Genomic DNA, 14,859 nt, shown 5'->3' with positions numbered 1-14,859 from the left:
AATACTGCGCCGTCGGTTCTAGCGGGACCCCTCATCGATCCGCATCGCGAAGGCGACGGAACCATCCCGTTCGAATTCGGAAAAGCCGAGGTGATGGTAGAAGCCCCTGGCGCGGTGGTTGTTGGGATCGACACCGAGATGCACCGCTCGGACGCCGTGATCTCTCAGCGCCTCAAGCTCAATGCTGATCATCCTGCGTCCCCAACCGGCTGCCTGAAGTCCGGGAAGGATGTTGATGTGAAGATGCGCGGGGTAGTCGTCTTGAAGCCACGGCGTGCCGCTGCGCGGGTTTTGAATACGTTCGATCACGTCGGCGTCGCGCGGACGGGCGGGCGTCAGGCCAGCGATCTCCTGGCGGACGAACGGCCACCAATTCGCCTGCAACTCTCTGTCGAACGCGCTGGTATCCGGGACGCCGACGATATAGCCGACCGGGCGCCCGTCCTGAATCAACACAAAGGCAAAGTCTTCGGCGAATTTGAGATAGGGCACCGACCAGATGTAGCCGGGCAGATGCGGGTCGCTATAGAGCGCGCTGGCATCGTCGCCGCCGTTCGCGGTTTTCAGGCAGATGTCGAAAAGGGCTTCGGTATCCGCTTCGGTCGCCGGGCGGATGGAGCAGTTGTTGTCCATCACTTTGCCACCTCCTGCGTGGCGTTTTTTCATTTCAGGTTGCGAGGGAGGCTCATGCATTGACGATTACCTCAGATTCGCCAGCCCGGCAAAGCTCTGGGGGAAGAAAACGTTCGGCCGTCGCCTGGGCGGCAGGTCTGAACGGAAAGTGGAGAATAAATCAATGAGGTGGAACCGATGAATAGAAGCGTGAAATCGATCAACATACTGCCGGGATGCCAATGGAAGGCAGCCGTCGCGCTTGCTGGTGCAGCGCTTATAAGTTTGGGCCTTTCGGCAGCCGCGCGCGCTGACGATCTGGCTGTGTGGGATGACCAGACCTATGAAGGTCAGAGCGCTGTTATAGAGCAACTGAACAAGGAGTTCGAAGCTGCGCATCCCGGTGTCACGATCAAACGCACCGCCCGCACCTTTGATGACATGAAGTTGACGCTGAAGCTTGCGGTTTCGGCAGGGAACGGCCCTGTCATCACGAAGGTTAACCAGGGCGCCGGCGACATGGGCGCGATGGTCAAGGAAGGATTGCTCCTTCCGGTTGATGACTACATCAAGAAATACAGCTGGGACAAGCGGCAGTCGGATTCAGTACTTGCTCGAGACCGCTGGGAGGATGGAAAGTTCGGGGTCGGCAAGACCTACGGCATATCAGGCCTCGGTGAGATCGTTGGTCTCTTTTACAATAAAAAGATCCTCGACGATGCGGGCGTAGCATTGCCGCAAACCTTCGAGGAGTTTTTGGCCGATCTTGATAAGCTGAAGGAAAAAGGCGTTGCGCCCTTCATGATGGGTTCGGCAAAGCAGCATCTGGCCCTGCACATGATCGGCGCCATCGAGCAAGCGCATATCGACGCGAGCAATCGCGCCGAACTTGATGATCTGATCTACGGCAGGGGCGGTTCCTGGAACACCAAGGGGAACATCGAATCCGCGAAACTCGTGCAGCAATGGGCACAGGGCGGTTATTTTTTCCCCGGTTTCGAGGGCATCTCGGGGGATGACGCCGTCCAGCTTTTCATATCAGGGCAGGGTGCCTTCCTGATCTCCGGAACCTGGTATTTCGGTGACATGCAACACAATCCGGATATCGGCTTCATGGCCATTCCCGCCCCGAAGGGCATTTCCAAACCATTGAGTGTCGGAGGCGTGGACCTTGCTTGGGCGATAACGAGCCTTGCCAAAACCAAGGCAACGCAGGACCTGGCAGGTGATTATATCGACTATATGGTTTCGGAAAAGGCTGCTGAAACCTGGGCCGCTGCCGGCTATCTTCCGGCAACGTCGCTGGCGGCCGACGCAAAGCCGAAGCTCACGCCGCTGCTGAGCTCCGGCATTGAAATGTGGAAGACACTCAACGCGAACGATGCGCTCGGCCATTACCCCGACTGGTCGAGCCCGACGATGCTGAAGACGATAGACGACAACACGCCGCTTCTTCTGTCCGGCAATATCACCCCCGAAGCCTTCGTCGACGCCATGGACAAGGATTATCAGGCGTATTTGAAGGATAAGAAATAAAAGGTGCGGGCGCTGGCCGCGGCCGTCCGCCTTGGACGCCGCGGCCCGCGTCTTGTCGATCCACGTTAAATTCAGCGCTGCGAGCTGCGGCTTGCAGCGCGATCACCAGCGCCTTGACTTCATGGAGTACTGGATGAAACGCTCCGCACTTGATGGCTCGAAACACACCAATTTTATCTATTTATTGCCTGGATTGCTGCTCTATGCGGCCTTTGTCTTTGGACCGATCATTGCGGCTTTGGCTTTGAGCCTGACCAGTTGGGACGGCTTGAGCATGCCCAGTTGGGTTGGCTTGGGCAATTACGTCGATCTCTTTTCCGACAATCGTTTTTATATCGCCTTGCGTAACAATGCCGCGCTGATGATCTTCTATTGTGTCCTGCCGCTGGTGCTCGGCATAGGCCTTGCCGCCTGCGTCTGGAATCTGAAGCAACGCGAACAGCTTGCGCTGCGGACATTCTTGTTCCTGCCTTACATCATGCCGACGGCCGTGTTGGGCATCATCTGGGCATGGCTCTACAATCCTGCCTTTGGCCCGTTCAATCAGTTTCTGAGAGCAGTAGGGTTGGGCGCCTTCGCGCTGCCGTGGCTCGGCGATTTCAATTTTGTGCTCCCCGCGGTCGGGATCGTTGCCACTTGGTATTTCTTCGGTTTTTGCATGGTCATCTTCCTCACAGGAATTCAGCGCATCGACCCGTCTCTTTTCGACGCCGCCAAGGTCGACGGCGCTTCGGCGCGAAAAACCTTTTTCTGGATCACGCTGCCGCTTCTATTGCCTGAGATAAGGGTGGTTTTGCTTTTGACGGTCATCGCGTCGATCAAGAGCTTCGACCTGATTTTCACGATGACCCGAGGGGGACCCGCCAACGCCACCCTCGTGCCGAATATCTACATGTATCAGCTCGGCTTCGAGCTCAATCGCTTCGGCGCCGCGGCGGCCATCGCCATTGTCGGCGCGGTACTCACATTCGTCATCAACTATGCAATTCACCGATTTGTGGGATCGCAGAATAAAGGATTGGCTTGATGAGCCGTTCGCCCAACTTTCCCGTCGGTGCGCTATTCCTCCGCATTGTCCTCTGGCTTCTTGCCTTCGTCACCATCATCCCCTTCCTGCTTCTGCTTCTGACGTCGATAAAGAGCAAGGCTGACGTTCTGCAGGGTGCGTTCGCTTTGCCGGCATATCCCCATTTCGAAAATTACGTCGATGCCTGGAATGCCGGACATTTCAACGTTTACTTCTGGAATTCGATTACAGTTGTCATACCCGTCGTTGCTGCCAGCGTCTTTCTGGGCCTGCTGACCGGTTTTGCCTTCGCTTACCTGTCATTTCCGTTTCGGCGCACGCTGTTCGCTATCCTGACGCTCGGCATGATGGTGCCGGCGGAGGCCTTCATCATCCCGCTTTATTATGAAATGCGTTATCTCGGCCTGATCAACACCTATGCGGCTCTGATCTTGCCGCAGATCGCGATGTCGATACCGTTCTCAACGATCTTCCTCGCCAGCGCGATGCAGCAATTGCCGGAAGAAGTTCTCGAAGCGGCGGTTCTCGATGGCGCCGGACGCTTCTATATCCTCCGTAAGATCGTTATCCCGCTTATGGTGCCGGCAATGTTGACGCTGGCGCTGTTCCTGTTCATCTGGACCTGGAATGAGTTTTTGATCCCCTTCATTCTGGTCAACGACGACGCCTATCGGACGCTGCCCCTCGGTATGCTGTTTTTCCAAGGGCGCTACACTGTCAATACGCCGGTTTTGACCGCCGGTGCGGTGATCGTCATTGCCCCGCTCATCCTGACCTATCTGGTTTTCCAGCGGCGGTTCATTGCCGGCCTGACGGCAGGAGCCACGAAATAGACAGCTGTGCGATTTCAGACGCGCAAAGCACGATGCGCCAGAGGGTCAGGCCTCACGCCGGTCCCTGGCGCCTTCGCTCGCGCTTGTGGCGCACTTCCAGCGCCGCGCAGCCCCAGACGGTGCCAAGCAGCAGATAGACATGGCGCCAGTGGTCGATGTCGATGACGTTGCCGATCGCCGCATGGCCGAGGACGGAGATCCAGGCGACCATCAGGAAGGGTTGCCACGGCCGGTCGAGCAGCAGGTATCGAAAGCCGAGGGCGAGCGTCCAGACAAGCATGCCGACATAGCTGACGAAGCCGAGCCAGCCATAGGTGGTCAGCGATTTCAGCCAGATATTATGCTCGTCCTCGGGAAACATCGTCCCGAACACCAGCGGACCGATGCCGAGCGGGCGCTCCATCATCATGGTGAAGCCGATCCGGTGGCGCTCGAAGCGGCCGAGATGTTCGCCGTCATATTGCTGCACCAGCTGGGCGCGCGCTGAAAACAGTTCGGCGACCTTCGGGATCTGCAGCGCCACCAGCAGCGAGGCGACCAGCATGATGATCGCCGCCAGCGATAGCACCAGGACCCTCAGACGAAAGGCGCCGCTGCGCTCCTTGAGCAGCATGATGAAGATCAGCAGCACCAGGCCGAGCGCAAAAAGCCCCCAGGCGGCGCGGGAAAAGGAGAGGAAGATGCCGAGTGCAAGCACGAGCAGGGCGGCGGCCTTCAACGGCGATTTCTTCAGGTCGCCGGCCAGAATGCCGTGGATGAGGTAGAGCGATGGCGGCACCAGAAAGGGGCCGAAAACGTTGGGGTCCTGGAAGGCGCCTTTGGCGCGGTCGTAGAGCGTGAAGACCTCCGCGCCCGGAAATGCGTGGAAATAGCCGAGTACGCCGAGCGCCGAGGTGGCGACGGCGGCGAAGGTCCAGGCGTTGAACATCAACGGCAGCCGCTTGTGGCTGTCCTCGATGATTGCTGCATAGAACACCGCCGTCAGCGCCAGGAAAGTCGACACCGCGATATACATCGGCCCCGTCGCCAGGTCCTTCATCTGCGTCAGCGACAGCATGCCGCCGATATTGAAGGTGAGCAGCAAGGCGAGCAGCGGCGCTACGCCGCGCGAAATCCTGAGGCCCAGGATGAACCAGAGGCCGATCAGCCCGGCCATCCAGAGTTCATAGGGCGCCGGCTCGTCGATCACGAAACCGGAGAGGAAGACGCCGAAGGCGACGAAGGCCGAGCCGATCAGGCGCAGCGTCATCCGCTGCGGGTGGGCGACACGGGGATATGTCGCCTCGATCGCGCTCAATAGGCGTTTTCCGTGTTGAGCAGCCGGATCGGTGTCAGGAACAGGATCTTGAGATCGAACCAGAGCGACCAGTTCTCGATGTAATAGAGGTCGTAAGCCGTGCGGAACTTGATCTTCTCGTCATTGTCGACTTCGCCGCGCCAGCCGTTGATCTGCGCCCAGCCGGTGACGCCGGGCTTGACGCGGTGGCGGGCGAAATAGCCCTCGACGACATCGGAGAAGGCGCGATCGCGCGCCTGGGCGAGAACGGCATGCGGCCGCGGACCGACCAGCGAAAGCTCGCCTCTCAGCACATTGAAAAGCTGCGGCAATTCGTCGATCGAGCTCTTGCGGATGATACGCCCGACGCGGGTAACACGTGGATCGCCCTTGGTCACCGCAGCCTTGCCTGTGGGGTCGGCCATGTTGGTGTACATCGAGCGGAACTTGAAGACGTTGATGATCTCGTTGTTGAAGCCGTGGCGCTTCTGCATGAAGAAGACCGGGCCCTCGGAGGTCGCCTTGATGGCGATCGCGGTCGCGACCATCACCGGCCAGAGCAGCGCAAGCGCGACCACGGTGAAGAAGATGTCGAAGCCGCGCTTGGCGACGGAATCCCAGTCGCGGATCGGCTTCTTGAAAATGTCGAGCATCGGCACCGTGCCGACATGCGAGTAGGCGCGCGGCCGGAAGCGCAGCCGGTTGGCATGCGCGGCAAGGCGGATATCGACCGGCAGAACCCAGAGCTTCTTCAAAAGGTCGTAGATGCGGGCCTCGGCCGAAAGCGGCAGGGCGATGATCAGCATGTCGATGCGCGTCAGCCGTACGAATTCGACGAGTTCGGCCACGGTGCCGAGCTTCGGATAACCGGCGACCATGATCGGCGAGCGTTTCTCTCCGCGGTCGTCGAAGATGCCGCAGATGCGGATGTCGTTGTCGTCCTGCTGTTCGAGGACGCGGATCAGATCCTTGGCCGGCTCGCCGCCGCCGACGATGACGGCGCGGCGCTCCATGATGCCGTTGCGCGCCCAGTTGCGGATGCCGTAAGCGACGAGGAAACGTTCGGCCACAAGGAAGAGCGCGCCGGCTGCGAACCAAGAAATATAGGCATCGACCATTGCCCATGTGGTGCCGCGAATGAGCGTAAACAGGCCGAGGGTCAGAAGAAGCGCGATCGTCCACGACGCCAGAATGCGCGGCATCAGCCGCAGCTTCGCCCGAAGCGCGGGAATGGTGTAGGTGTCGGTAAGCTGGAGGCCGATGACGGTCAAGGCAGAAGCGATCGCCGCCATGCCAGCCCGCACCAGCGCGGAATCGTGGCCGTCGCCGGGCCAGACATAGTGGACGATCAGGGCGATTGCGAAGAGCGCCAGGAATTCCAACAGCCGCAATTGCCCGATGATGATGGCCGGCGAATAGGTTCCATCGCGGAACTGCTCAGCGATCTGGCGGGCATAGGGGTTGATCTCGGTCGGGTCGGAAGGTTTTTCCTGACCTGCGTCGCCGCGCACCTCGATGTCGGAGACCTGCTTGCGCAGCGCTTCCACGTCGAATTGATCGCCTTTTTCCAGCTTGTTCATGGGGCCAGCTTGTCTATGGGGCATTGTCGCTCATTGTCACCGAGCGAAATACCAGAAAGCCCCTAAGAAATATTTACGAGGCGGCGGGCATTGCTTGGGCCGGCAGCGGTCTCGACGAGTTCGTGGTACAATTTCAGCACATCGCGCGCCATGACGGCGGAGGAAAACACCGCCTTCACCGCCTCGGGCTTCGGCATCGTCCTGGCGTGCCAGCCGGGCGTGCTCAGCGTTTCCGCCATGACGCGGGCGAGATCGTCGGAATTGCCGGGCTCCACCAGTGCAGCGCTGTCGGCGCCGAGCACCTCGGGAATGCCGCCGACTCGGCTTGCGATGATCGTCTTGCCGGCGCCGAGCCCCTCGAGCACGATATAGGGCATGGCTTCGGCGCGCGAGGGAACGACGAGGTTCTGCGCCATCGAGAAAGCCTCATGCACCCGCATTGCCGGCAGCATGCCGATACGTTTGCCGAGGCCGCGTTCGACCATCATCTCGCGGTAGCGGTCGCGATCCGGCCCGTCGCCGATCATCAGCGCCGACAGCGGCCTGCCGAGCAGCCGTTCGGTCTTGGCGAAGGCATCGACAAACAGATCGGGACCCTTGAGGTCCCGGAGCATTCCCACATAGATGAAATGCACGGCATCCGAACGGGTCGGAATCGGCTCGAAATCACGCTCGCTGATACCGTTATAGATCAGTTTCGTCTTCGTCCGCGGCTTACCCACCTTGCGTGCATAGGTGTCGCGCTCATATTCGCAGATGAAGACCAGCGCATCGGTGAAATATTCCTGCAGCCGCTCCATCCTCAGGACGAACTGTCCACTGAAGGAGGAGCGCGAATAATGCAGGCTTCCGCCATGTGCGGTATAGAGGCGGGCTACGCGATACCTGTTCACCCGCAACGCTGAGCCGGCAAGTCGCGCGAGCACGCCGCCCTTGGCGCCGTGTCCGTGCAGCACATCCGGCCGCAAACTTTTGATTTTCTTGTATGTATCCCACATCGTCGCAATATCGGACGGGCTGATCGAACGCCGGATCGGCACGCGTGTCAGGCCGAGCGAGAGATAGGGTCTTATATCGTCGAACAGGCTGTCCTCGTACTCGCCGCCGGTCGAGCTGTCGCAGAGGATGCCGATTTGATGACCGGCCTTGCTGTGCTCCTCGACCAGATCGCGGACATGGCGGAATATTCCGCCGACCGGCGACCTGAAGCAATGGAGGATGCGGAGCGGTCTCTGTTTTGACATTGCTCAGAAGAGCCGTTCGCGAACGTAGATCGTGTCGCCTGCAATGATCGGGCCCGATATGTTGATGCGGCCGGTCAGCACCTGTCCGTTGATCTTGCGGGTGACGTCGACCATGCTCTGGTTGGCGCGGCTGGTGAAGCCGCCGGCAACCGCGATGGCATTCTGCACCGTCATGCCGGGAACATAGGCATACTGGCCGGGCTGGCCGACTTCACCCATGATGAAGATCGAACGGTAGCGATCGACATCGATGGTGACGTCGGGATCGCGAAGATAGCCTTGCTGCAGTTTCTGGGCGATCTGCCCCGAGAGTTGCTGCAGGGTCCGGCCGCGGGCAGGGACCTGGCCGATGAGCGGGAAGGCGATATAGCCGGCCTGATCCACCGTATAGGTGTTGGTCAGGCTCTGCTGGTCGAAAACGGTAACACGCAACCGATCGCCGCTGTCGAGCGTATAGGGCTGGATGGTCGCCTCGTTGAAGGCCTTCGGAGCCGGCTTATACGTCGTGCAGCCGCCCAGTGCTGCCGTCATGGCTGCAAGGCTCAGGGCCAAAAAGATCTTGGGCTGGACGAAAGACATCCGTTTGTGCTCACAGAAAATGAACTCGGTGCAGTCGTTATCGATCCGTTAGGGTTAATGCCCGGTAAAGGACGCTTGCAATTTCCCGGTATCCTTGATCGATCGTCCCTCCTCTACTTGGCAAGGTCGCCATTAACCGTTGAGTTACCATGGTCGTTTACGCTTGCGGCACCTTTGTTGTGGAGTAAGAGCATGTCCAGCGTAGCTCGTGATCAGGATGTGGACATCGACCTCGGCCAGTTGGCCCGCGCGGTCTGGGCGCGCCGTCTGCGGATTTTGACGATCACCCTCGTGGGGGCGGGCGTCGCCTTTGCCGGCGCCAAGATCATGTCGCCGCAATATCGCAGCGAAACGCGCATCCTCATCGAACCCCGTGCGCCGGCCTTTGCCAACACCCAGCAGGTCAACGACGCCAGCGCCGGTCCGCTGATGGATGAACTCAACATCGCCAGCCAGGTGCAGCTCCTGCAATCGGCAGATCTCCTCAAGAAGGTGATCAACGACCTGAAGCTCTACAACCTGCCGGAATTCGACGATGCCGCCAACGGCTCGGCGATGAGCAGCATCCTGGTGAAGCTGCACCTGAAAAAGAACCCGCTGGAGAATCCGCCGGAAGAGCGTGTCATCGATGCCTTCGTCGAGCGCCTGCAGGTCTATCAGGTACCGGGTTCACGCGTCATCGGCATCAATTTCACCTCCAAGGACCCGAAACTCGCCGCCGCAATTCCGAACGCCATGGCGAATGTCTACCTTTCGACCCAGAGCGGCGCCAAGCTCGATTCCAACTCCGAGGCGACCCGCTGGCTGGAGCCGGAGATCGAAGGCCTGCGCCGGAAGGTCAGCGAAGCCGAGAAGAAGGTCGCCGAATACCGCACCTCGCACGGGCTGTTGCAGACGAACGGCACGACCACTTTTCCGGCGCAACAATTGAACGATATCTCCGCCGAACTGACCCGCGTCAGGGGCGACAAGGCCAATGCCGAGGCGAGAGCGCAGGCGGTGCGCAATGCGCTGTCTTCGGGCGAAGCCTCCGATACGCTGCCCGACATCATGTCCTCGCAGGCGATCCAGCGGCTGAAGGCGACGGAATCCGGCCTGCAGTCGCAGATCTCCGATCTGCAGACCAGTCTTCTCAACAACCATCCGCGGCTGAAAAGCCTGCGTGCGCAACTCGCCGATATCCGTACCCAGATCCGCCAGGAGACGCAGAAGATCCTGACGAGCATCGAGAACGAGTCCAAGGTCGCAGATCTCCGCGCCAGCGAACTCGAGCGCCAGTCGGACACGGTGCAGGCCACCAGCGCCCGCGCCGGTGAGGATGAGGTCGGTCTCAATGCGCTGGAGCGTGAGGCCAACGCCCAGCGCCAGCTGCTCGAAACCTATCTGGTGCGCTATCGCGAGGCCGCCTCCCGCGCCGACAGCAATTCGAGCCCAGCGGATGCCCGCATCGTGTCCAGGGCCGTCGAGCCGGTCGATCCCTATTTCCCCAAGGTGGTGCCGATCGTCGTCGTCGCTGCCGTCGCGACGCTGATTATGAGCGCCATCATCACCATGCTGGCCGAACTTTTCAGCGGCCGGGCGCTCCGCCCGGTGGATGCGTCCCCGGAGGCAATCGAGGCGGAAGCAGCCGTCGAGGAGAAGCATGTGCCGCAGGCCGCTCCGATCGCCGTAGCAGTCAGAAAGCCCGTGCAGCCGAGCATGCTCGCCGTGGTCGCGGACGAGGATGAGCCGGTAGCGGCCGTGGAGGCTGCCGAGGCGCCGGAGGACGACAATGAATTCTCCATCGCCTCAGTTGCGGATTATCTGACCGGCAGCCGTGCGCCGCTGGCAATTGCCATATCCCCGACCGGTGACAATGGTTCGGCGGCGACGGTTTCGCTGACCCGCACGCTCGCCGACGCCGGCCGCCGCGTCATCCTCATCGATATGACCGGCTCCGGCTACCCCACGGAACTGATGGTCGAGGATCAGGCCGCCCTTGGCGTCACCGATTTGCTTTGCGGCGAAGCCGCCTTCGGCGACACGATCCACAGCGACCGCCTGTCCGATGCCCATCTGATCCCCCAGGGCCAGAGCGACGTGCGCCGGGCCATGCGCGGTGTCGACCGGCTGTCCTTGCTGCTCGATGCGCTTGCCGCCGCCTACGACCTCGTGGTGGTCGAATGCGGTTCGGCCGATGTGGCCGGCGTCTCGCGGCTGACGCGCAGCCGCGACGTCGAGATCATCCTCTCGCTGCCTGAAGTCGAAGAGACCATCTTCGTTGCACTGATGACGGAATTCCAGGCTGCGGGCTATGAGCGCGTCGTGCTGATGTCGGGCGGCGAAGGGGCCAAGCAGGAGTTCGGCCGGGCGGCCTGAACGGTTGAAGCATGTCGCGCAAAAGTGTGCCGCGGTTTTGCGGCAACGACATGCGTAAAAACAAAAGGATAGAGCGGTTCTGCGTTTCAGTTAAAAGCTGAACCGCTCTAGCCAATTCGTGCCCGGACGCCCTGGGCGAATCTATAAAGCTTCGGGCGCGCCTTGATATGGGCCTTGCTGCGGGTGACGACCCGGTGGGCGGCGCCGGCGAGAACGCCGAACCGCGAGACCGGCAGCACCACGTCGTAGTGGGCGGTCTCCACAGGCGCCCAGGAGCGCTTGTAGGTCTGGTCGCCGAGACCGAAATCGAACAGCGCGACACCCTTGCCATGCAATCCCGAAATGGTCTGCCAATAGAGGAATTCGCCGGGGCTGGTATCAGGCACGAGCTCTTCATCGATCGCGCCGAACTGGCAGATGATGTGGTCACCCTTGCGCGAGATGCCTGATATCGCGGCGATCCTGCCCTCAAGCGCGCCCTTGAGCCGGAGCACCTGCATCTGCAGCCCGAAATACTGCCTGCTGTCATCCACCCTGTCGAGCAAGCCATGCAGGAAGGCCTGCGTTTCCCTGTCGGCGAAAACGTCGGGCAGGCCGAGACTGGCAAAGCGTGCGCTCTTCAGGCGGAAAAAGATATCGAGCAGGCGATGCTGCTCTTCCGATGTCTCGGGAATGACGTATTCGAAGCCGCCGGCTGCCTCGAGGCGCTTCGACTGAACACGGAATTTCTTGCGCCGGTTCTTGGCGTTGAGCTGCTTCAGCGTTTCCTCGAAAGTCGAGAAGAACGGCAGCTGGTAGGCATGATTCTGGTTCTGCACCATCGGCAGTCCGGTGAGCGGGGTCTGTCGCCCCCGCCATTCCAGCGGAATGTTCTGCAGCAGCAGCAGATCGGCTTGGCCCCTGAGCGCCTGTTGTAGCTGGCCGGCGAACTTGCCGGCATCAATGGATCCGCCGCTTTCCGCAAAACTCTCGGAGAACAGGCCGGTATTGATGTTGCTGTGATCGGCACCGATGAACTTCGCGATCGCCAGTCCCCGGGACTTGACGATTTCGACCGGCAGAATGAAAGCCGTCTGGCCGGCATGGGTGCCTTTGAGGATTGCAAGCGGCCGCTGGAAGGCGCTCACCCAGGCGGCGCACCAGTCGTAGCTTTGATGGAGTGATTGCAGATTGTCGCGCTCCAGAGCCCGCCAGTCATCTTCCAGCGGCTGCATCGCGTCGAAGACGTCGATGTCGATTTCAGCCATGGCGAGTTTCATGCTCAGCTGGCGCAGGCGCGACATGGCCATATCGGCCAGCGCCACCTTGTCGGACGGCTGTTCATGGACATCGAGCTTTTGCGTCTGCACGGTTTTCTCCGGTCAAGAATGCTGAACGGGAGGGTAGGTATGGCAGACGTATATTTGGTTTAATCGCAGGCGGTGAGCGAGGTTTTCCGCGCATCACGGTTATTCGGCCGTTAATGGCCTACCGCTGCGGCGGCCCGGCCATCCATTTGATGATTACCATCGCCGGCAATACCCAGAGCAGGCCGGTGAGAAAGAAATAGAGCAGATGTCCCCACCAGGGCGCGTTGCCGAGCGTTGCCACCGCGATCGTGTTCGCCACCAGCGCATAGACGAGCACGAGCACGATGATGAGGATCGTGCCGATGAATTTGCGGAGGCGGACGGGCATCGGTTATCTCTCGGCATGGAGGGGGCGAACCGGCGCGACGGCATGCCGCAAAGGTTCGGGGCTTGTTTTGCATGAGCCGGTGGGGCAAATCAACTGCCGGATAGAAGGAGACATCATGGCCGTCGCAAACCCGACCACGGAACAGGCGATCCTGAGCGAAATGCGCAAGCAGAATCGCGACCGCCGCGCCTTGCGCCTCTGGCTCGGCTTCGTGCTTTTGGCGCTCTTCTGTCTCGTGCTCGTCGGCGGCGCCACGCGACTGACCAATTCCGGCCTGTCGATTACCGAGTGGAAGCCGATCCATGGCGTCATCCCGCCGCTGTCGGCCGCCGAGTGGGAGGAGGAATTCCGCCTCTATCAGCGCATTCCCGAATTTCAGCAGCTGAACAGTTCCATGACCGTCGACGAGTTCAAGGGCATCTTCTGGTGGGAATGGGCGCACCGGCTGATCGCCCGCGGCATCGGCGTGATCTTCGCGCTGCCGCTGATCTATTTCTGGCTGACGGGGCGTATCGAAAAGCGCCTGCGCTGGCCGCTCGTCGGCATCCTGGCGCTCGGCGGCCTGCAGGGCTTTATCGGCTGGTGGATGGTGTCTTCGGGCCTTTCCGTCCGCACCGACGTCAGCCAGTACCGGCTCGCCACGCATCTCGTTATGGCCTGCCTGATCTTTGCCGGCTGCATGTGGGTCATGCGCGGTCTCTCACCGCACTCCGACGATCCGCCGCCGGCCAGAAGCTCGCGCGCCTTTGCCGCCGCGATCGCCATCTTCTCGCTGTTCCAGATCTATCTCGGCGCGCTGGTGGCGGGGCTCGATGCCGGTTTTTCCTACAATACCTGGCCGCTGATGGATGGCGCCGTTATCCCTTCCGATCTGCTGATCCAGCAGCCCTTCTGGATCAATGTTTTCGAGAACCCGAAGACGGTGCAGTTCATCCACCGCATCGGCGCCTACACGCTCTTCGCGTTGACGCTGATCAACATGGTGATCGCCCTTCGCGCGGCACCTTGGACCACCCATGCACGCCGCGCCGTGCTGCTTTTCGCACTGGTGACGCTGCAGGCGGCGATCGGCATCGCCACGCTGCTGATGCAGGTGCCACTCCACTGGGGCCTGTTGCATCAGGCCGGTGCGCTGGTGGTTTTCGGTTTCGCCGTCGCCAACTGGCGCGGCTTTTACGGCGAATATCCGCATGGGACGATGATCGCCGAACGCGATTGAAGCCGTCGCTGTTGGGTTCTACCGCAGCACCCCATCGAGCAGTGGCATGCCGATGATCGCGGCGGCGGCGATCAGGACGTAGCAGGCGATACGGAAGGTCCGTTCTTCGGCAAGCCCGAACAGTTTCGACCCGCCATAGAGCCCGACCGCATAACTCGGCAGGATGACGACGGTGAGCGCGAAGACGGCAGGCACGAACAGTCCGCCGAAATAATAGCTGATGGCGCTGAAAACGGACGAGATCGAGAAATAGAGCACGACATTTGCCCGGACGCGGGTGAAGTCGCTCTTGCCGCCGAGCCAATAGGCGACAACCGGCGGCCCGCCGAGCTGCGCGGCGCCGCTGAAAAGCCCGGCGATCAGCCCGACGCCGCTGGTGAGCGGTGCGGATGCCTCGCCGTGGTAGCGCCATCCCGATACCAGCAGCGCAAGCAGGCAGCTGGCGATGATCGTGATACTCCAGCGCAAGAGCAGCGGGTCGAGCAACGCCAGTATCGCCGTGCCGGCCGGAATGCCGAGCGCAGCACCTGCCGCCATGACGAAAACTTCTCGCCGGTTGGCGCCGCGCCAGGCCGGCGGGATCATCCCGAGCGAGGCAACGCCGTCGATGACGAGCAGGATCGGCGAGATCAGCTTCGGCCCGACGATCGCGCCGCCGAGCGGAACGAAGATCAGGGCGGCGCCGAAGCCGGAAAAGCCGCGGGCAAGCCCGGCGATGAAGGCAAAGACCATCAGCGCATAGATGCCTTGGTCGGGCAGGGCGGCGGTAAACCATGCGTGCACGCCATCGACCAGCGCATCGAGCGTCATGACATCAGGCTCCGTGATTCGGGAACGGCAGGCGAGGAAGGTCCGCCCTCATAGCCCAATCGTCGCCGATGATCGAGCCGAAAGCGATGCTGCGGCCGCCGAGGCAGG

At 61.0% G+C, this 14,859-nt stretch carries 12 protein-coding genes and 1 pseudogene; 5 read left to right on the top strand and 8 right to left on the bottom strand.

Going from position 1 to position 14,859, the window contains the following annotated elements; all coding sequences use genetic code 11:
• Positions 1-18: 18 nt before the first annotated feature.
• A complete protein-coding gene (locus tag FHT69_RS10255) occupies positions 19-633 on the bottom strand; it encodes a GNAT family N-acetyltransferase (RefSeq protein ID WP_025554907.1) in 615 nt (204 codons plus the stop codon).
• A 177-nt stretch (positions 634-810) separates the two neighbouring features.
• Between FHT69_RS10255 and FHT69_RS10250 the strand changes: the two genes are divergently transcribed.
• The 3 genes from FHT69_RS10250 to FHT69_RS10240 all read left to right on the top strand — a co-directional run bounded on the left by FHT69_RS10250 (position 811) and on the right by FHT69_RS10240 (position 4,008).
• Positions 811-2,148 carry an extracellular solute-binding protein gene (locus FHT69_RS10250; RefSeq protein ID WP_063474288.1) on the top strand — a complete coding sequence of 446 codons (1,338 nt, stop codon included), beginning with the start codon at positions 811-813 and terminating at the stop codon, positions 2,146-2,148.
• Between the two features lie 133 nt (positions 2,149-2,281).
• The gene (locus FHT69_RS10245) at positions 2,282-3,175 is read left to right on the top strand and encodes a carbohydrate ABC transporter permease (protein ID WP_047616639.1); all 894 of its coding nucleotides are present in this window, start codon (positions 2,282-2,284) and stop codon (positions 3,173-3,175) included.
• Positions 3,175-4,008 (top strand): carbohydrate ABC transporter permease, encoded by an 834-nt coding sequence (locus tag FHT69_RS10240; protein ID WP_183905288.1) that lies wholly within the window; start codon positions 3,175-3,177, stop codon positions 4,006-4,008. Before FHT69_RS10245 ends, FHT69_RS10240 begins: the two co-directional genes overlap by 1 nt.
• A 52-nt stretch (positions 4,009-4,060) precedes the next feature.
• Here the strand turns inward: FHT69_RS10240 and FHT69_RS10235 are convergent, their stop codons facing one another.
• The 4 genes and pseudogenes from FHT69_RS10235 to FHT69_RS10220 form a co-directional block, all read right to left on the bottom strand.
• Entirely contained in the window at positions 4,061-5,305 is a 1,245-nt protein-coding gene (locus FHT69_RS10235; protein ID WP_063474290.1) for an O-antigen ligase family protein, read from the bottom strand.
• The gene (locus FHT69_RS10230; RefSeq protein ID WP_047616450.1) at positions 5,302-6,864 is read right to left on the bottom strand and encodes an undecaprenyl-phosphate glucose phosphotransferase; all 1,563 of its coding nucleotides are present in this window, start codon (positions 6,862-6,864) and stop codon (positions 5,302-5,304) included. Before FHT69_RS10230 ends, FHT69_RS10235 begins: the two co-directional genes overlap by 4 nt.
• 73 nt (positions 6,865-6,937) lie before the next feature.
• Positions 6,938-8,108, bottom strand: a pseudogene (locus tag FHT69_RS10225) (glycosyltransferase family 4 protein).
• Between the two features lie 3 nt (positions 8,109-8,111).
• Positions 8,112-8,687 carry a polysaccharide biosynthesis/export family protein gene (locus FHT69_RS10220; protein ID WP_047616454.1) on the bottom strand — a complete coding sequence of 192 codons (576 nt, stop codon included), beginning with the start codon at positions 8,685-8,687 and terminating at the stop codon, positions 8,112-8,114.
• A 192-nt stretch (positions 8,688-8,879) separates the two neighbouring features.
• On the opposite strand from FHT69_RS10220, the gene FHT69_RS10215 reads away from it, so the two are divergent.
• Positions 8,880-11,045 (top strand): GumC family protein, encoded by a 2,166-nt coding sequence (locus tag FHT69_RS10215; protein WP_183905287.1) that lies wholly within the window; start codon positions 8,880-8,882, stop codon positions 11,043-11,045.
• A 107-nt stretch (positions 11,046-11,152) separates the two neighbouring features.
• Here the strand turns inward: FHT69_RS10215 and FHT69_RS10210 are convergent, their stop codons facing one another.
• Together FHT69_RS10210 and FHT69_RS10205 are read right to left on the bottom strand one after the other, a co-directional pair.
• Positions 11,153-12,394, bottom strand: coding sequence for a GNAT family N-acetyltransferase (locus FHT69_RS10210; protein ID WP_097631035.1), 1,242 nt, complete (start codon positions 12,392-12,394; stop codon positions 11,153-11,155).
• Positions 12,395-12,512: 118 nt separating this feature from the next.
• Positions 12,513-12,722 carry a DUF2842 domain-containing protein gene (locus FHT69_RS10205; RefSeq protein ID WP_047616460.1) on the bottom strand — a complete coding sequence of 70 codons (210 nt, stop codon included), beginning with the start codon at positions 12,720-12,722 and terminating at the stop codon, positions 12,513-12,515.
• 115 nt (positions 12,723-12,837) lie between these two features.
• Here FHT69_RS10205 and FHT69_RS10200 point away from each other — a divergent pair, with 115 nt between their 5' ends.
• Complete coding sequence (locus tag FHT69_RS10200; protein WP_183905286.1) at positions 12,838-13,941, top strand: COX15/CtaA family protein; 1,104 nt, start codon at positions 12,838-12,840, stop codon at positions 13,939-13,941.
• An 18-nt stretch (positions 13,942-13,959) separates the two neighbouring features.
• Here FHT69_RS10200 and FHT69_RS10195 read toward each other — a convergent pair whose 3' ends face one another.
• Positions 13,960-14,751 (bottom strand): sulfite exporter TauE/SafE family protein, encoded by a 792-nt coding sequence (locus tag FHT69_RS10195; protein WP_047616641.1) that lies wholly within the window; start codon positions 14,749-14,751, stop codon positions 13,960-13,962.
• Between the last annotated feature and the right edge of the window lie 108 nt (positions 14,752-14,859).

The organism is Rhizobium sp. BK008 (assembly GCF_014197345.1).
Classification (GTDB): Bacteria; Pseudomonadota; Alphaproteobacteria; order Rhizobiales; family Rhizobiaceae; genus Rhizobium; species Rhizobium anhuiense.
Note: the sequence above shows the minus strand (reverse complement) of the source record. Positions and strands in the feature narration are given on the sequence as shown.